Consider the following 18,799-nt stretch of genomic DNA (forward strand, 5'->3'; position numbering starts at 1 on the left):
GGCACGGCTGCCGGCGGCGGGAGCGGTCCCAGGCGCGGTCCTCGGCATCAACGGCCCGGTAGCGGGCGGGCCCCTTGTTGCGAGCGATCTCCCGGCTGACGGTCGAGGCGGCCCGACCCAGGGCACGGGCCATCGAGCGGATCGAGTCGCCCCGAGCAAGACCGCGCGAGATCGACTCCCGCTCGGGAAGCGTCAGTTGGCCCGATCTCCGCTGCCGGACCGGTGGCACGTATCCGCCGTTGGACTTGATGATCGTGAAGATCGAGCCTGGTGGCCTGCCCAGTGCCCGCGAGATCTCGCTGATCGACTCTCCGGCCTTCCAGCGGTCCCACAACTCTCGCTTCTGTGTGTCCGACATGCCCGGACGCCCCAACCTCGCCATGCGTCACATCCTCCGTCACCTGGGATGTTGCGATGACGGGTTGACTGCACCGAGGCGGCCTTGAGGATCTCGCAGGACCTTCGGAGCTCGGCGTTCTCCTTCCGCAGAGCGGCCAGCTCCTCCTTCTCCGCAGTGGTCAGCCGGTCGTCGCGCTCGCCCCGGTCCGCCTCGTCCTGACGGATCCAGTTCCGCAGGGCCTCGTGGTGCACCCCGAGATCACGGGCCATATGCCGGATCACAGGCTTCGGATCGGCGGCCCGGTACGCGGCAACGGCTCGCTGCCGCAACTCGGGCGGGTACTTCATCGGTGCAGCCATGGCAGAGGCTCCCTTCTCATGGCCCATCAGGCCATCTCCGGCAACCTTCCGCACCTCGGGGGAACCTCACTTCCTGTGCCAGCCACAGCTGCCATGTGCGGAAGGTCAGATACCCCACGGAGCCTATTCGCTCAACGGGTCATACGATCGGAAGGGCATGGCCTATCGACTCGGGCATGGGTTTCGGTAGGTGACCTCGGGCGCGTACCTCTGCCACTGCGAGGGGGTGAGGGAGCCCATGCTGTAGGAGCAGAGGCGGGCGGCGAGGTGGGCCTGGTCGGTGTCGAGCAGGGCGACGGTCTGGCTGGAGGCGACGAGGAGAGTCGGTCCGGTCGACACGAACGCGACGGCTTGGATCGAGGTGCCGCTCGGGTTGGCGATGGGGGCGACGAGGACGGGGCTGTCGGGGTTGCGGACGTCCCACAGTTCGAGGGCGGTGCTGTTCCAGATGGCCATGAGCGTGCCGGTCTGGGCGAATTCGATGCCTTTGACGTCCTGCATGGTCTGGATGGTCGTCCGGGGGCGGGGGTGTTGCGGGTCGCTGATGTCCCAGAGGGACACCGTGTTGCCGCTGTTCCCGCCGGCGGCGAGCAGACGGCTGTCACTGCTTATCCCCAGAGGGCTGCCGAAGGCCCCGGGTACCTCGGCCTTTGACGCGGGTTCGCCGCCGGCGGTGAAGTTGAACAGTTCCAGGGCCGCACATTTGCATGTGGTGTCCGGTGTGCTCGTGACGGCCACGACCGAGCCGGTCGGGGTGGTGCCGGAGAGGGCGGAGCCCTTGTTGGAGGCGCTGGCGGAGTTGGTAGCCCCTTCTGGGGATCTGACGGTCGAGGAGCCTGCGTGCCTGGGCTTCGCAGGGTCGCTGATGTCCCACCAGTCGAAGCCGGTCTCGGTCGCCAGGTAGGCCGTGCGGCCGTGGCCGAGGACACCAGCGTCGTGGCTGTTCGCGTCGGGGGCGGGGATCGAGCCGACCTCCGTGGCGTCGAGGGCGTCGCTGACGCGCCACAGGTGGAGTGCCCCGCCGCTGATGACCGCGATGAGGTGGCCGGTGTCGGCGGAGGTGACGCCGAAGCTGAGGATCACGTCGCCGACGGCTGTCGAGACGGCGGGGAAGGCGGCGGCGCCCAGGGATGCGGCTTTGACCGGATTGTGTGGATCGCTGACGTTCCACAGTTGTACGTCGCCGTCCCACCCGATGGTCAGCAGGCCGCCCGCGCGGATGAACGAGGTGCCCCGCGTGGAGACCGGCAGTGTCGCGACGAGGGTGGGGCCGTCGGAGGTGGAGAGGTCCCAGAGTCCGACGGACTGCGTTTGCGGGGGCGGCATCGACGGTGGGGCCTGCTGTGGTGCGGCCATGAGGCGTCCGTCGGGGCTGAAGGCCCAGGAGGCGAGGCCCCCGGGAAGCCGGGCACCGTCGACGGTCCGGGCGGCCGAGCGCCACCGGCGCACCACTCCGTCGGCGCCTGCGGTCACCAGTCCACCGGTCGGGGTGGTGGTCATTGTCATGGTGCCGGCGGCGGTCTTGGTGCAGCTCGACTTCGCTGAACCCAGGCTCGTGTCCTCCGGGGACAGGGAGGCGAAGCAGAGATCGCCCTTGGGGTCCTTGGTGTCCGTCCCGGCGTAGGCGAGCGTGTTGCTGTCCCTGTTGAAGGCCACCGCGCTGATGTTCGCCTCCGGAGAGCCCGCGACGTTGACTCTGATCGGGTCGGGTCGGGAAGGGTCCCCGACCCGCCACAGTCCGACGTCCCTCCCACTGGCTGCGGCGAGCAGGTTGCCGTCGGGGCTGAAGGCGATGGCTTTGTACCCGGTCTCCTGGGAGGAGAGACTGGTGGGGTTGGCCGGGTCGGAGAGGCCCCACACCTGTGTCTTACCACCCAGGACGGTGGTGGCGAGCATGCCGCCCCGCGGTGCGAAGGCGACGGCGGCGAGGCTCATCGGCCCCTCGGCGGTCGGATTGTGCAGCCGGGCGAGGGCCTTGGGGGCCGAGGGCTGGGCGATCGACCACAGGAAGGTGTCGCCGTTCCCGGCTGCGGCTGCCAGGAGGGTGCCGTCCGCGCTGGTGGCCATGGAGGTCACGCTCGTACTCGGTTCCGCCGGGCTGGTCTGCTCGGGCAGGTGGGCGGCGATCGAGGGCTTCCCTGGATCGGCGAGGCTCCACAGGCACAGGCCCCCGGTGCCGCACGCGGCAGCCAGGTGGGACCCGTTCGGAGTGAGGGCGATGCCCGTCCCGCCGGCGTTGATGGTCGAGCGCAGGCGTGGAGCGGCCGGGTCGGCGAGGTCCCAGATCCGCAGATTCCGATCCTGGCCTACGGCCGCGGCGGCGACCAGGGGGCCGCGCGCGGATGCCGCGACGATCGAGTAGGAGCTCCCGGTCTCGCCGACGACGCTGTTCAGCAGAGGCCCGAGCAGGTCGTACAGCCGGGAGCCGGCCTCCTGAGTCGGAGAGGTGCGGTAGGCGGCGACCGCGAGCTGGGACGCCAGTCCGGGGTCGACGGCGGCGAGCGCCTGTGCGCGGGCGGCCAGGTCCTTGGAGTTGACGGCCGCGGTCTGCCGGGCAGTGGCATCCCGCTCCCGGGCGGTGAGCACGACGCCCGTCGCAGCCAGCAGCGCGAGCACGCACAGCGTCGCGACCGCCGACCGGCGCCGCCGTCTCCGGGACCGGCGGTGGAGGCGCCCGCGCTCCAGATAGTCGCGTTCGGCCTCGCTCAGGTACCCGTTCCGCTCGCGCAGCCACGGCTGGGCGCCTGCCAGCGCGATCCCGGTCGGCAGCAGCTCGCGGTCGCGCCCGCTGCCCTCCCAGCGCTCCCGGTCGTGCCGGAGCACCTCTCGCCAGGCCAGGAACGAGCGGTCCTCCTCGACCCAGGCCCGCAGCGTGTCCCAGGCGTTGATCAGTGCCTCGTGCGCGAGTTCCACCGTCTCGAGGCCCTCGGCGCTGCGGGCGGTGACCAGCAGCCGGGTGGTGGCGAGCAGTTGGGCGATGTGCCACTCGCCGTCGCTGAGCTCGGTGCGCAGCGCCGTGCGGCGGGTGGCCGACATGGTGCCCATCGGGATCCGCACGAGCTGGGTGAGCAGGCTCCGGGCGACCGGTTCGTCCTCCGGCGACACCGTCCGCTTCAGGACGCCGTTGGCGTAGGCGCCGAGTGCGCCCTTCACCCCGCCGAGTTCCTCGTACGCCTGGTGCGTCAGCAGTCCGCCCGTCTGGCGCTGCCAGAGCAGGTCGAGTGCGAAGCCGAGAAGGGGCAGGGCGCCGGGTTCGGATCCGGTGTCCTCCAGGAGGCGTTCGGCCAGGTTGGGCGCGTACCGTACGCCGGCGATGGCGTCGACCGGTGCGGTGACGACCTCGTGCAGCTGCTCACGGCTCATCGGCCCGAGTGCGTAGACCTGGCGGCTGACGACCGGTCCGAGACGCGGGTGGGCGAGGGCCGCCTCCAGGAAGTCGGCCCGCAGGGTGGTCAGGACGCGGACCGTGTTCGGCAGGGCATCGGTGAACAGCACGGCGGCGAACTCGTCGACGGCGGCCGGTCCGCGTGCCAGGAGCTCCTCGAACTGGTCTACCACAAGGAGCAGTTGGGTGGCTCCATGCCGTTCCAGGATCCGGGGCGCGATGTCGGCCAGGCCCGCGGGAGCGCCCAGCAGGGCGGTCAGCGCGGAGAGCCGTTCCAGACGCTGGATCTCGGACAGCTCCGGCTCCAGCAGGGGCAGCAGCGCGGCGGCCAGGGCGGACAGCGGGCTGCCGCCGGAGTCCGGTCGCAGGACGATCGCCAACGCCCCGGCCGCCCGGAGCCGGGGAACCACCCCGGCGAGGGCCAGCGAGGACTTCCCGGAACCGGACGGGCCGGCCACGCAGACCCACTGGTCGCGGGCCAGCAGGACAGCGACGTTCTCGCTCTCGGTCCGACGGCCGCAGAAGACCTGTGCGTCGGACTCCTCGAAGGCCTTCAGGCTCCGGAACGGCGACGGCGGCACCGCGAGGGCCCGCAGCTGCGGCCAGGCCGCCATCAGGCCGTCGGTCGGGATCAGGTAGCTCACCGCGGGATCGCCGGCCTCGGCGACCGCCACCATGCCGACCACCCCACCAAGCCGCTCGTCCCACACCGGGCTGCCGCTGAACCCGCCAGACACCCGGTAGCCTCCGGGACGGGGGTCGATCTGCACCCACCCGCTGCCCTGCCGCCCCCGCAGCACACCGGAGTGCCAGACCCCGTCCGAGCGCCCGACCGGGAACCCGAACACTCGCACGGGATCGTCCCAGAGGTCCTCGGACTGTGACTCCACCGGCCGGACCGGCACACCGCCGGCGAGCGGGGCCGCCAGCCGGAGCACGGCCACATCCCCACTGCCATCGGGCTGCCGAGGCGCCCAGTGCTCGACGACCGCCATCACCCCGGCCACGCCCGGCGCCCCCGGGCCGGGCTGCGCGGGCCGCAACGGAAGGTCGACGAAGACCCAGGCACCGACACCCGGCTCGACGGCCTGGCCGACGAGAGCGGCCGAGACGACGTGTGCGCAGGTCACGGCCAGCTCGGGGGTGACCAGGAAACCCGCTCCCACCGGCCGGCTCAGCGCGTCGTGGATCCGCAGCACCGCCGCGTCCAACGCCTTCGGTGCGACTCCGTCGATGGGCCCGGGGGCCGGCGGTGTCATGACGAGGGCACCGCCGAGACCGGTTCGGCGTCCTCGCCCGGATCCTCGCCCGGGTCGTCGGCAGGGGTCCGACGCCAGGTCAGCGAGACCTTGAAATTCGCCTCGGCCGAGGTGCTGGAGATCACCACATCCGCCTCCGCGGACAGCGACAGCCCGAACTCGATCCCGATCTCGTCCGGCGCATTGACCATGCCACGGAAACCGTCGACGAAGTTCTGCGCCACCGGTCTGACCCCCGCCAGCATCTCGCCCAGTGACCGTGTGGCGCGAGCCACCACCTGGCCTGGCCGGGCCACCTGCACCAGGCCTTCCGCGACCTGCTCGATCTCGACCCTCACGACATCCGGTCGTCCGTCCGCCGAGCCGATCGGCAGCTCAACGAGATACGCCATGTCTCCCCCTCGGAGCCTATGCATGAGCGTCCCTGTCCCCGTGCCGCTCCCACCTACCCGGCTGACGCGATTCCCACGCGTACCGCGCCGGGCCAGAACGGTGGAATCGCCGTACAAGGCCGTCTCCGAAGCCACCCCCGGATCGGGCGTAACCGCCAACAACTCATATGCGAGTACTTGGACTTACCGATCAAGGCCATCGATCAACGCCACAGGCACAGCGAAAGGCCGGTGAGTGCAAGGCGACCTCGGTGTATTGCCGCGCTGCGACGGTATCGGGGAATTGAGGCCGCCCAGCCGCGAGACATCTGGGACGCCTGGAGGCTCCGCCGGAACACGATCTGAAACCTGACTCAGAAGCGGTGTCGGGCGGTTGCCTCGGTCGCTCCGGTCGCTGCGCCCCGCCAGGCCGCCCCCGCGACCGGCCCGGCTGTTGCGCCGCGTCGTACCGGGTCGTCGCGTCCGGCGGCGTCCTCGCGGGCGCGGAAGGCTCCGGCGAAGACGATGGCCAAGGCTGAGGGGCCGTCCGACTGGGAGCAGGCCGCCGCCGCGCGCTTCCCGGCCGGGCCGCTCGCGGTGCTGGACGTCGTCGCCCCGTCCGGCAAGGCGCTGGTGGCCTACCTGGCCGACGGCACCCTTGCGCCGACCGCGCCGGCCGGGCGGACCGTCGCCGACGTCGCCCAGTGGGCGCTCGAGGTGAAGCTCGGCTCTCCGCGGCTGCACCGGCACGGCAAGGACGGTGACGCCCTGGTCGTCCTCACCGACGCCGCCCTCGCGGAGCTCGGCCTGCCGCCGATGGGCCGGGACGAGAAGAAGGAGTTCGTCCAGCGCCTCGGCCAGCTCCCGAAGACCCACAAGGCCGTCAAGCAGATCGAGAAGGCCGGCTGGCTGCTGACCCAGCGCGGCCTCGGCCCCTGGGCCAGGGTCTACCGCACACCCGAGGACGGCAAGCGGGTCTGCGTGCAGCTGTGCATTCCTGGCTGGGGCGCTCTCGCGTCCGGCGGCTGGCAGATCCCCGACGGCCTCCGCGCCCCGGACCTGGCCCGCCTCCTCGGCACCTACGCGAAGCGCGTGCTGACCCCCCGCGGCTCCACCGCGGTATCCGGACTGGAGCTGGTGACCGCGCTGCGCCCGCCCACGAAGGCGGTGCGCACCGAGGCTGGCTGGGCGTCAGGTGCGGTGGAGGGTTCCCGGCCGAAGGAGTCGTTCGACCCGGCGCCGCCGGAGGTTCTGGACGTGCACCCGCTCGCGGAAGGCCGGGAGCCGGGCGGCGAGCTGGTGACCGAGGCGTGGGACTGGTACCGCCCCCTCACCGACCAGGAGGCCGCCGCGCCGTTCGCCGTCGGCCTCGATGTGAACATGGCCTTCCTCGCCGCCGCCGGCCGTCTCACCCTGCCGCTGTCCGCTCCGGTGCACGAGCAAGGCCCGGTGTTCGACCCGAAGACCCCCGGGAGCTGGCTGGTCGACCTGTCCGGCGTCGACACCAACCCGCTGCTCCCGTCGCCGTTCACCGCTGACGGCTCGCGGCCGACGGGACCGGCCTGGTACTCCACGGTGAAAGTCGCCTACGCCGTCGAGCTCGGTGCCACCGTGCGGCCGCTGAAGGGCTGGCTGCGCCACGAGCACGGGCCGTACCTGGACCCGTGGCACAAGCACCTGCGCCAGGCCTACCTGGACACGATGGCCGCCCTCGGCGTCCCGCTCACCCTCGCCGACACCGACCCGCTCGCCTTCCTCGACGCCATGGCCGCCCTCAAGACCACCGGCGACCCGGCCGAGCTCGCCGTACTCACCGCGATCAAGCAAACCGCCAAGGGCACCATCGGCAAACTCCGCGAGCGCCCACGCGGACACGGCTACAAGCCGGGCGAGCGCTGGCCGGCGCTGGAGCGGCCGACCTGGGACCCGCTGATGGCGCTCTCGTCATCGACACCGCCACTGTCAACCTCCACCGCAAGATCCGCAAGATGGCCGCCGACACCGGCCTGCACGCCATCGCCGTCCTCTCCGACTGCGCCGTCTTCGCCGCCCCCGGCCCCGGCGCCCTCGACATCCTCACCAAGACCGACGGCACCCTCACCACCGCCCTGCGCCTCGGGGTGTCGCCCGGGATGGTGAAGTTCGAGGGCAGCAGGCCCATGACCGAGATCGCCGAGCTGCTCGCCGACGACGCCAACCCCGCCCGGCACATCAAGACCGGCGGCGTCGTCTCCGCCGACGAGTAGCCCCACGCGGCCCGCCGGCACCTGCCTGGCGGGCCGCCCCACTCCACTGCCATACGACACGATGCCGTCCCGGCCGGGGCGGCAGGAAGGACCTGATGCCCCATGAGCCGGGAGATCGACGAGGGCCTGGAGCGCGCCGAGCGCACCCGCCCCATCCCGGTCCACCTCAACACCCGGGTCAAGTTCCTGTGGGAGAAGGTCGCCAAGCACGACACCAAGCGCCCCTCCCAGGCCGCCGGCGTCTCGGTGCGCACCGCCCAGCGCTGGGCCCACGCCCTGACCGCCCTCGCCGAAGGCGAGCTGACCGGCGACATCCCCATGACCAAGGCCAACGCGGCGAAGGTCGAGCGGGCGGTCCGGGCGGCCTGGCAGCCGCGGGTGAAGAAGCGGGTGCGCCGCGACGCCGAGCAGCGCGGCTTCATGCTCCACATCCAGGCGACCTTCGGCTACAGCGCGGCCGGCGGCTCCACCGACGACCCCCGCCCCCGGATGATCACCCAGAAGATGCCCGGCTCGGTCGCCCAGCGGCTGTACGAGGCACGCGACGCCGGCGCCACCCAGGCCCGGCAGGAAGCGATCCTCGCCGAGGCCCTGCGGGAGGAGTACTTCAAGGACGGCGGCCGCCGCGCCCGCAGCCTCGACGTCGAGCTCAACGACGTCGCCTGGATGGACATCGAGCTGTAGAACCACCCTCCAGCGGCCCCGTGTCGCCAAAATAAGGCCAGTCCCGGCCGCCGAAAAGGCGGCCGGGACTTTTTCTATGACCGACCGAGCGAAATTCACCGGAGGAAATCCATGGAGTCCCACAACAGCGGAGAGCAGCGGCTCCGGCTGCCGATGCGCCGCGACCCGGATCCTTTGTCCACAGGCGCCGCGCCCGACGATCCAGCCGTCCTCGACATTTGGCGGGCCAGCAGCTGAGGCCGCCGCCGGATGGCATGCTCGCGGCCGAAAGATTGCAGGTCAAAGCCCTGGCCATCTGCTGATCATCGGGTCTAGCATTCCCGCCGCGGCGGCCCCACCACAGCACCACCGGGCCGCCGAGCAGAGCAGCCGTGCCGCGGCTCGGCGCTGCTGGCCTCCCACCGGCCGGGCCCCGCGGAACACCCCCCCTGCTTCCCCGGGACCCGGCCGCCTGCGCTCCGTTCCTGGACGCCCGGACGAAAGGCACGGGTCTACGGGGCGGTGTGCCCGCGGCGGCGGGAGCGCGTGGCCCGTTGCATCTCGGCCTCGGCCAGGTGCCGGCGACCGCCGACGAGGGCCTGGCGGACCTGTTCCTCAACGGCGGTGAACACGCGGTAGGTAGGTCTGGTCGTACGCCTCGATCAGCTGGTAGGTCCACATGCCCGGGACGACGTCCCGGCCGAGGAGCTCCCGCTCGGCCAGGCCGGCCTGCTCCTCGTGCCCGGCCCGGTGCGGCATCCGCACCGCCTCGGCGAGCATCCGGTCGGCGCCGCCGGTCATGTGGTGCACCGCGTACAGGTGGCCGCGGGCCCGCTCGGTGTACTCCAGCGCCTTCGTCAGCATCCCCAGGGCCTGGACCGTCGCGTCGTCCACCCCGGGCGGCCGGCGGTGCGCCTCGTCCGGCTCTTCGGTCCCGACGTCATCTGCCACCGATGCCTCCCGACGTGCTCGCCCGCCCCACCTTCACCGTCGTCCGGCCTGGGAGCAGGCGCATACGGGAGAGGGCCGACCGGCGGTCAGGCCGTCGGTTCCTGCGCGGTGTCCGGGCTGGCGGCCTGGTCGGGTAGCCGGGATGCATTGCTGCAATCTCTCTGCACTCACGCATCCTACCCAAGGACGACTCGTCAAGCACACAAGCAGATCGGACGGGACCGGCGCTGGACAGGGGTGTCGAACCGGATCCGGCTCCCGGGTCCGGATGTCGGTGCGATCTGTCGGTTATCTGGCGATAGCGCCACTGAGCTGGGAAGTTTTGCTGGCAGCGGAGGCTGCGGATCCCCTAGAGTCGGCGCGCCCATCCTGGTTGGGGTGGTGGCGTACCTGCGTGTGTGGTCGGGCACGCGGCGATTCCAGGGGGTTGACGATCTGATGGTGTGTGTGGCGTGCGGGGCACGCCCCGCGGGGACGGACAGCGGCCGCTGTTTCGGCTGCGCGGAGGCGGCTCCGGGGTGGGCGGCGGCGCTGCGCCCGGCGAACGGTCTTGCCGTGGCGCTCTACGTCCTGCTGGGGTTGAACGCTGTGGTGGCGGCGGTGGCGGTCGCGGTCGATGTCTGGCGGGACGTGCTGCTGGGCCGGGTGGTGGACGGGTCGGGCGATGTCGGCTTCGACGGTTTCGACGCCGTGGACTCGGTGGCGAACGCGGTGAACGGGGTGTTCATCCTGTTGGCGCTGGCCGCCGTGGTGGTGTTCATCGTCTGGTTCTACCGCATCCGTCAGAACGCCGACCTGCTCGTGCCGAACGGGCACCGCCTGGCACGCGGCTGGAGCATCGGGGCCTGGTTCACCCCGGTCGTCTCGCTCTGGTTCCCCTGGCAGCTGATGGTGGACTGCTGGAGGGCGAGCGCACCGCTGGACGCGCAGGGAAGGCGAGGCACGCCGTCGGAGAAGGTCCTCGCCGTGTGGTGGTCCACCTGGATCGGCTCGCTGGTCGTCGGCCGGATCGCCGGCGCCATGGTGGGTCACGTGGACCCGTTGGTCCCCGGTGACCTCGAGAGCCTGCGCAACACCATCCGGGTGGAGGCCTCCGGGTCGGCACTGCGGCTGGTGGCGGCGGTCGCGGCGATCGTGGTGGTCAACCGGCTGACCGCCATGCAGCAGGCGCGCCGGGCCAATGTCAACCTGCTCGCGGCCAGGGCCGCCCAGGAAGCCCGGGTCCAGGCCCTGGTGTCTGCTCCGGCTGCTGCCGCCACGCCCGCGCCTGCCGAGGTTCCGCGTGACGCCGCGTCGGAGGGACGCTCTCCGGCCTGACGGCGTACGGCCTGGCCGGGGGACGACTCCTCGGCCAGGCACGCCGGCCGGTGGAGTTCTCTGTCGAGTGCGATCTCTGTGTACCGCGAGTATTACCGTGTGTGACGTAGCTCGGTTCCTGCCAGGTGGTTGTCGGCGGAGAAACATGCAGGTGCCCCTGACCGGAGAGCGGTCAGGGGCACTTGTTTGGTCGGATCAACGCTTCATTCTGGCGTTAGCTTCGTACGAGAGCGTTCCACTTCTGGGCTGCGGTGCCGTTGCAGTCCCACAGCTGCAATCGGGCGCCGTTGGTGGTGGTGCCGCCGGGGAGGTCGACGCATCGGCCGGATGCGGGGTTGTATAGGCTGCCGTCGGGCCTGGGGACGAAGATCTGCTGCGGCGCGGCGTTGCCGCAGTCCCAGATTTGCAGGGGGGTGCCGTTGGCGGTGCCGCGTCCGGTGGCGTCGATGCAGCTGCCGAGGGCACGGAGGCTGCCGTCGGGCTTGAAGGTCCACTGCTGGGCGTTGCTGCCGTTGCAGTCGTACAGCTGGACGGCTGTGCCGCGTGCGGAGCTGGCGCCGGCGATGTCCACGCACTTGCCGGTCTGGGCGGCGTAGGTGATGGGGCTGTTCTCGGCGTAGGTGCTCAGGACGCTGGTCCAGCCGTTGGTCCAGGTGTAGTAGGGGTCGGTGGTGGTGGAGTGGCCGGTGAAGATCTGGATGATGCCGCCCTGGGTCATGCTCCAGAGGGTGGGGGATCCGATGCCGGTGAGGTCGCCGTCGGAGCCGATGACGGGCCAGTTGGCGGCGGTGACGCCGTAGCCGATCTTGGTGTCGGTGGCGATGCCGGTGAGGGTGGGGTAGCTGGTGCTGCCGCCGAAGGGGTCGCTGACGGCGACGGTGCCGGTGGTGAAGGTGTAGCCGCGCAGGTCGCCGGTTGCTTGGTTGCGGGCCCACAGGCCGGGGTGTCCCTGGCTCGCCCAGTCGCCGGGGGAGATGAGGTCCCAGCCCTTCCAGCCGGTGGCGGCGAGCTTGGTGGGCGAGCCGAAGGTGGCGTCTTGGATGGTGGGGTAGAACCAGAGGGCGCCGGTGCCGTCCGGGCTGGTCTCGACGGTGAACAGGCCGGTGCGGTTGAGGAACTTCTTGCTGGTGTCGAGTTTGGTGGTGCTGGGGTCGCCGCTGGCGGCGATCTGCTGAACGGTGGACCAGTCGGTCGCGTTGTAGCCGGTGCAGTCGGTCAGCTTGGGGTCGCAGGCGGGCTTGTCCAGGGTGAACCAGGTGTCGAAGACGCCGGTGACGGTGTTGCCGGGGTTCTTGTAGTAGTAGAGCGCCTTGTCGCCGTCCTTGTGGACGATGAGGTCGTCGACGTTGTTGCCGCCGCGCAGGCTGCCGCGGTGGGTGAGGCGGTAGTTGGCCCAGGAATCGTGGCCGGGGGAGTTGGCCTTCGTAGCGGCGAGCGGGGCCTTGGGGGCGGTGGCGGGGATGCTGTAGGCGCGCAGGTCGCCGTTGGGGTCGGCGGTGACGATGTCGGGAAGGGCGTCGCCGGTGACGTCGCCGAAGGTCGGGGCCGGGCTGTTGGGGTTCCACGGGGCGTAGAAGGCGTACTGCGCGACGGGGGAGAGGTTGCCGGCGTTGTCCTCGGCCTGGACGTAGAGGACGTTGGTGCCCCAGCGTCCGGCGGTCACCTGGATCTGACCGGTGGGCATGGCGGCGCCGCACTGCCAGGTGGCGTCGACGAGTTGCGGGTCGAAGCTCCAGCGCAGGCAGACCACTCCGGAAGCGTAGCCGCCGCTGGGGGCGGGGTCGGTGGCGGTGAAGGGGATGCCGCCGCTCTGGCCGGCGTAGATCTGGGGGGTCTGACCGTTGCCGCTGGGCGGGAACTGCTTGCTGGTGTCGGCGACGGTGGTGGGGAAGGTGATGGTCGGCGGGGTGAGGTCGACCTTGAAGTAGCAGTTCGGTGTGGGGGCGGACCAGGGCGCGCCGTCTATGCCGTCGGTGGCCTGCATGTCGTAGCCGTAGGCGTGGCCGTCCTGGATCAGGCCGGCGGGGACCTGGAAGCTGGTGGTTCCGCCGTTGTTGACGGCGGGCGTGGTGCCGCTCGTGCCGTTGGAGGAGTTGTAGTCCCAGATGTGGTCCCAGGTCTTGACCTGGGCCTGGGCGGGGCTGGTGACGGTGCCGTTGAGCCAGACGGCGTTGTTCTGGGCGGAGCCGGCGCCGAGCCACGCCCAGTCGTTGGCGTTGCCGTCACCGCAGGCCTGGTTGGTCCCCGCGGGGCTGACCGTCGTAGGGGCGGGCCACACCCCGGGGTTGGTGGGAACGTTGGGCGCCCGGTCGTACTGGACGGACAGCGTGGGCTGGTAGGTGAAACGCTTGAAGGCGTACTGGTTGTTCTCGTCGCCGTAGAGGCCGAAGGTCAGCTGGCCGTAGTTGGCGTACTGCTTCATCGCGCCGGTGATGTCGAAACTGAACGGCACGTTGTCGTGACACGGCTGCTGTCCGGAGCCGCCGACCCAGGCCGTGCCGAGCGAGCCACCGTTTTGGGACGGCTGGTTGGACCAGGTCGTGCCGTCTTTGATCGGCCCGGTGACGTACAGGTTCAGCGGGTAGTTGGTGTTGCAGTCGAAGTTGGCGGAGACGTACTCCTGCATGGTCATCGTCGCGGAGTTGATGGCCGCGCCGCCCAGTGCGCTGATGTCGAACTGGTAGAAGCTGCGCTCGATGTCGGCGGGTGAGCAGCTGCCGCCGTTGGGGTAGTAGCCGCATTTGCCGACACCCGGGTGATCGGAGTCCCTGCTGCCCTGGACCATCCAGTTGTTGGAGCCTTCGTGGGACGACTGGACCCAGGTCCAGGCGTTGCCGGACTGGCTCCAGGGCAGCCAGTCGGGGTCGATGTAGTAGGGCGCGGTGCCGTGGGCCAGGAGGTCCTGGTCGGGCGTCATGTCGATGCCGGAGGTGCCCGTCTTGACCGGCATGGTGGAGACCTTGGAGGCCGCCCCGGGGCCGGCGTCGGAACTGGTGGCAGCGGACTTGCCGGTATCCGTCGGAGTGGGAGTGGGCGCGGGAGTGTCGGCGGCGGCCGCGGTGAACGTCAGGGCGGTCTTCACCGCGGGTGCGGTGGTGGCCGCCGCGGGTGCGGTGGTGCTGTCCCACATCTGGGGTGTGCGGGCGACCCAGCGGGGCTTGCCGTCGGTGCCGGCGGCGGTGATGTTGCCGTGCTCGTCGCTCTTGACGGTGACGCCGTCGGCGGTGGTGCCGAAGTGCAGGTTCTTCAGGACCGGATTGGCCGCGGCGGCCTGGGTCTTGACGACCAGGACGGTGGTCAGACCGCCGAGCTTGGTGGCGGTGACCTTCAGGTCGATGTCGGGAGCGACGGACGGGTAGACCACGCTGTCGCCGCCGACGGTCGGCGCGGGAAGCTTGAACGGGGCCGACAGGGCGAGCTTCTTGCCGTCCGCACTGGTCATGGTCGCCAGCGGACCGTCCCCGCCCTTGGACAGCACCAGCTGCCCCGCCGCGGACTTGGGGGAGAACGTGCCGTCCTGATTGGCCGCCAAAGTCGCGTCCAGCCCCTGCCAGGCCCCGCCTCGGCGCACACGCTGCTGCTCCAGATGGCTGGTCAGCACGAGGTGGCCTTCGGGGGTGGCCACGGTCTCGCTGAACTCGGTCGTGAGCGAGTCGATCGGGACGTTCTTATGCGTGGCCTTGGCCTCGGCGATCGCCTTCTCGGCCGCGTTGGCCGGCGGGCGCTCCTGCGACTGCTTCGCCGTGGTGGCGTCGATCGCGGCCTGCGACGGCACCGTCGGCGCATCGGCGGCGTGGGCGGTGAGCCCCGACAGGCCGGTCGTGAGCGCCAGAACGGCTGTCGCGGTCAACGCCCTCAGCGGCGCACCGTTGTGGCGGCGCTTTCTGTTCAAAACGGGAATGTCCCCCCAAAGAACACGGAAAGACCTGCATAGGCACAGGTCATCGGCACCGTAGGGGCACGCACTGACATCAGCCAATCCAAGTCCGACGGCGAAGTCCCGACTTGGTGCGACATGGTCGCTTCGTACACCTCCGTGAGAATCCTCACCAGGCGATAGGTCTTGACTGTTCGTCATCAAGGTTCGCTAGCATCCGCCAGTTCGGATACAGGACGTGGCTCCCGTATTCGGGGGGCCCAATGCTTTGGGGGATGTTAAAGAGTGTCATTTAAGCAACGATCAGGCTTCGAGAAGATAAAGGGCGGGAGGGGGAGACTGCGCGGACGGCTGGCGGCCGTCACGACGGCCGCCGTCCTCGGGTCGATGCTGGCGCCGCTGCCGCTAGCGGCAGCGGCAGGCGGACCGGACTACTCGCGCAAGTAGTCGCCGCCCAACACCGCCCTGCCGAAGACGCCCTCGGTCCCGGGGCAGGACGCCGCGCCGGTGCCGGTCCCGAAGCCGGAGCACCCTGTGCCGCCGACCTGGACCCCGCCGAAGGACTCGAAGGCGGTCCCGGGCGGCCACGCGTCGGTGACGCTCGGATCCGCGCCCGAGGCACACCCCCTGGGTGAGGGCGAGAAGCCGAAGGCCGGTGCCGAGGCCAAGGCCTCGGGACTTCCGGTCACGATCGCACCGCTGGCCGGCTCGTCGGCAGCTGGGCAGACAATCCAGGTCGAGATGGCCGACGCCAAGACCTCGGCGACCGCCGGAATCCCCGGCGTGGCGGTGACCCTCACCCGCCCCGGCTCGGGCGATGCCGCGCCCGTGCGCCTGGGCGTCGACGCATCCAGCCTGGACGCCGCGTTCGGCGCGAACTGGGCAGCCCGGGCCCACCTGGTGGTCCTGCCCGGCTGCGCGACGACCACGCCGCAGGCCGCCGACTGCCGGCAGCAGACGCCGCTCGAATCACACTACGACCCGTCGACGAAGAAGCTCGTCGCCGACGTCCCGCTGACCGGAACGGGCACCGCCAAGGCCCAAGCCGCCCCGGCCACCAAGACCGCCACCGACGCCGCCCCCGGCGTGGCACGGGCGGTGTACGCGGACTCCACCACCACCTCGACCACGGTCGGTGTGGTGTCGGGGGCATCGAGTGGAGCCGGAACCTACTCGGCGACCCCGCTCGGGGCCTCGCAAGGCTGGACCGCGGGCGGGTCGTCGGGCGCGTTCACGTACGGGTACCCGGTGCAGGTGCCGCCGGCGCTGGCCGGCTCGGGCCCGAAGGTGTCGCTGTCCTACGACTCAGCTTCGGTGGACGGCCGGACGTCGTCGACGAACGCGCAGGCCTCCTGGATCGGCGACGGCTGGGACCTCGGCTCAGGCTTCGTCGAGCGGTCGTTCAAGCCCTGTTCACTGGACGGGATCACCAACTCCGGCGACCAGTGCTGGGGCGGCGCGAACCTGACCATGTCGTTCGGTGGCCACTCCGGACAGCTGGTGCCCGACGACGCCTCCTGCCAGTCCGGCGCGCCCGCCGCGATGGAGCAGGCAGCCTGCACCTGGCGGCTGAAGGACGACGACGGCGCCAAGGTGCAGTTCCTGACCGGTGCGACCAACGGCACCTGGAACGGCTCCTACATCAAGGTCACCGACACCGACGGAACGGTGTCCTACTTCGGCCTGAACCACGTACCGGACGCGAACGGCAACCCCACCACGCTCGGCGCGGACTCCGGCTCGGCGTGGACCGTCCCGGTCTACTCCCCCAACAGCGGCGACCCGTGCTACGACCCGGCCAAGGGCCAGGGCTCGTGGTGCCAGACCGCCTGGCGCTGGAACCTCGACTACGTCGTGGACCCCCACGGCAACCTGACCACCTACACCTACACCCCCGAGACGAACTACTACTCCCGCGGCGGCGCCCAGAACAACGGCAACGGCACCAGCACCGCCTACACCCGCGCCGGCGTGCCCGCCACCATCGGGTACGGCCAGTTCCTCTCGGACCAGCTGAACAACAACGGCGCCTACAACCCCGCCGCGAAGATCATCTTTAACACCTCCGAACGGTGCGTCACCTCCACCGCGGCCTGCGACCCGTCCCAGCGCACCGCGGCCAACGCGGCGAACTGGCCCGACGTCCCGCTGGACCAGCAGTGCGACGGAACCAGCACGTGCACCGTCTACGGGCCGACGTTCTGGACCACCAAGTGGCTGGCGTCCATCACCACCCAGATCCGGGCCAACGGCAGCTACCAGACTGTGGACTCGTACACGCTCAACCACACGTTCATCAACGTGCAGAACGCCACCGAGAACACCCAGGTCCCCTGGCTCGCCTCCATCCAGCGCACCGGCCAGGACCCCCAGGCCTCCGGCGGCCAGATCACCCTGTCGCCGGTCTCCTTCACCTCTCAGCTGCTGCCCAACCGGGTGGACGGCACCAACCTGGTGCCCGCACCCCCGGCCTACAACCGGCCGCGCATCCAGCTGATCACCACCGAGACCGGCAGCACCATCGGCGTCAACTACGCCCCCGCCGCGTGCTCGCGCGTGAACAACGTCATGCCGGCCTCCGCCGACAGCGACACGCTCTCCTGCTACAACGTCAAGTGGAGCCCGCCGGGCTCCAACGTCGGCGCGGCACCGGTGGACGACTGGTTCCTGAAGTACCCGGTCGCCAGCGTCACCCTGAACCCGGGCACACCCGGCTCCATCCCGATGGTGACCAACTACACCTACGGAAAGGCCGCCTGGCACCGCAACGACTCGCCGGCAACCCAGGACAAGAATCGCACCTGGGACCAGTTCCGCGGCTACGCCTCCGTCACCGAGGTGTCCGGTAGCGGCAACGACGGCCCGCAGTCGAAGAAGGCGACCACCTTCTACCAGGGCATGGACGGCGACCTCCTGGCCAACGGCAGCACCCGCAGCGTCCAGGCCGCCGGTCCTTTGGGCGGCCAGGCCTCCGACTCCGACTGGCTCTCCGGCCAGACCCGCGAAAACGACACCTACACCAGCGCCGACGCCACCGGAACCGTCACCAGCTACACGGTGAAGTCCTTCACCGGCGGCCCGGTCACCACCGCCACCCACAGCCAGGGCAACAACCTGCCCGCACTCGTCGCGCAGTACCCGACCACCACGACCGTGAGCACAGCGAAGTCGCTCAAGGCCGACGGAAGCTGGCAGTCCAGCACCACTACCACCACGACGGACCCGTCGCACGGCAACCGCGTCAGCACCTCGCTCAACAGCTCCGACGGCCTGCCCGACATCTGCACCCGCACCGCCTACGCCACCGGGCCGGACCCACAAGTCCTGGAGGAAGCGTCCGAGTCGATAGCGGTCTCCGGCGCGAACGCCTGCACCGCGATGCCCACGGCGGCCAACACCGTCTCTTGGGCGCGGACCCTGTACGACGGCCAGTCCTTCGGACAATTCGGGGCAGCGCATGACGCGACCAGCACGCTGACCCTCGACCACTTCGACTCCACCGGAACCCCGCAGTTCAGCACGGCCAACGCGACGTACGACAGCTACGGACGCATCACGAGTGCGACCGACCCCAACGCCACCGACAGCGCGCACCCGGGCGGCGCGACCGTCACCACCGCCTACGCGGCGGCCAACGCGGGTGAGTTGCCCAACAGTGTCACCGTCACCAGCCCGGCGCCGGCCGGTGCGAGCGACGCGGCCACGGGCCGGGTCACCATCACCACGTACGACACCGCGCGTGCGCTTCCGCTGACGGCAGCCGACCCCAACGGCCGCACGACCACCGAGGCCTACGACGCGCTTGGCCGCGCGACTGCCGTGTGGCTGCCGGGCCAGGACACCAAGGCGAGCGCCAACAAGACCTTCGCCTACTCGCTACCAGGCGTGGTCAACGGCGCTGCCGTTCCCCCGACGGTGACCACCTCCGACCTGCTTAAAAGGGGCTCTTCTGCTCCATCTGTGGGTCGCTGAGGAGCGCCTGACGCAGTACACGCCGTCCCCTGTGCAGATCTTGAGGTGTCGAGACTCAG

General features: G+C 70.6%; 8 protein-coding genes and 2 pseudogenes. 4 read left to right on the plus strand and 6 right to left on the minus strand.

The features are described from left to right. The 4 genes and pseudogenes from ABZW30_RS43435 to ABZW30_RS43450 all read right to left on the minus strand — a co-directional run. The coding region (locus tag ABZW30_RS43435) for a helix-turn-helix domain-containing protein (RefSeq protein WP_355676853.1) at positions 1-358 on the minus strand (358 nt) is incomplete at its 3' end. A gap of 116 nt (positions 359-474) precedes the next feature. Then, positions 475-726 (minus strand): annotated as a pseudogene (locus ABZW30_RS43440) (transposase); the annotation flags it as partial. A 135-nt stretch (positions 727-861) separates the two neighbouring features. Then, complete coding sequence (locus ABZW30_RS43445; RefSeq protein WP_355676854.1) at positions 862-5,343, minus strand: trypsin-like peptidase domain-containing protein; 4,482 nt, start codon at positions 5,341-5,343, stop codon at positions 862-864. Further along, positions 5,340-5,681 (minus strand): CU044_2847 family protein, encoded by a 342-nt coding sequence (locus ABZW30_RS43450; RefSeq protein WP_355676855.1) that lies wholly within the window; start codon positions 5,679-5,681, stop codon positions 5,340-5,342. The genes ABZW30_RS43445 and ABZW30_RS43450 overlap by 4 nt, the downstream gene beginning before the upstream one ends. 558 nt (positions 5,682-6,239) lie before the next feature. On the opposite strand from ABZW30_RS43450, the gene ABZW30_RS43455 reads away from it, so the two are divergent. Together ABZW30_RS43455 and ABZW30_RS43460 are read left to right on the plus strand one after the other, a co-directional pair. Next, the gene (locus ABZW30_RS43455) at positions 6,240-7,853 is read left to right on the plus strand and encodes a transcriptional regulator (RefSeq protein WP_355676856.1); all 1,614 of its coding nucleotides are present in this window, start codon (positions 6,240-6,242) and stop codon (positions 7,851-7,853) included. Between the two features lie 209 nt (positions 7,854-8,062). Beyond that, positions 8,063-8,644, plus strand: coding sequence for an XRE family transcriptional regulator (locus ABZW30_RS43460; protein ID WP_355676857.1), 582 nt, complete (start codon positions 8,063-8,065; stop codon positions 8,642-8,644). 491 nt (positions 8,645-9,135) lie between these two features. Here the strand turns inward: ABZW30_RS43460 and ABZW30_RS43465 are convergent. After that, positions 9,136-9,487: pseudogene (locus tag ABZW30_RS43465) on the minus strand (hypothetical protein). 642 nt (positions 9,488-10,129) lie between these two features. On the opposite strand from ABZW30_RS43465, the gene ABZW30_RS43470 reads away from it, so the two are divergent. After that, positions 10,130-10,891 carry a DUF4328 domain-containing protein gene (locus ABZW30_RS43470; protein ID WP_355676858.1) on the plus strand — a complete coding sequence of 254 codons (762 nt, stop codon included), beginning with the start codon at positions 10,130-10,132 and terminating at the stop codon, positions 10,889-10,891. Between the two features lie 214 nt (positions 10,892-11,105). Here the strand turns inward: ABZW30_RS43470 and ABZW30_RS43475 are convergent, their stop codons facing one another. After that, positions 11,106-14,783: a ricin-type beta-trefoil lectin domain protein gene (locus ABZW30_RS43475; protein ID WP_355676859.1), complete on the minus strand. Its 3,678-nt coding sequence runs from the start codon at positions 14,781-14,783 to the stop codon at positions 11,106-11,108. Positions 14,784-15,275: 492 nt separating this feature from the next. Here ABZW30_RS43475 and ABZW30_RS43480 point away from each other — a divergent pair, with 492 nt between their 5' ends. Next, positions 15,276-18,740, plus strand: coding sequence for a hypothetical protein (locus ABZW30_RS43480; protein ID WP_355676860.1), 3,465 nt, complete (start codon positions 15,276-15,278; stop codon positions 18,738-18,740). The last annotated feature ends 59 nt before the right edge of the window (positions 18,741-18,799 follow it).

Source organism: Kitasatospora sp. NPDC004669 (genome assembly GCF_040609455.1).
Classification (GTDB): Bacteria; Actinomycetota; Actinomycetes; order Streptomycetales; family Streptomycetaceae; genus Kitasatospora.

What these genes read in the sequence shown, in the direction of transcription:
- ABZW30_RS43445 (WP_355676854.1), bottom strand. Translation starts at nt 5,343, where the DNA reads ATGACACCGCCGGCCCCCGGGCCCATCGACGGAGTCGCACCGAAGGCG.
- ABZW30_RS43455 (WP_355676856.1), top strand. Translation starts at nt 6,240, where the DNA reads ATGGCCAAGGCTGAGGGGCCGTCCGACTGGGAGCAGGCCGCCGCCGCG.
- ABZW30_RS43460 (WP_355676857.1), top strand. Translation starts at nt 8,063, where the DNA reads ATGAGCCGGGAGATCGACGAGGGCCTGGAGCGCGCCGAGCGCACCCGC.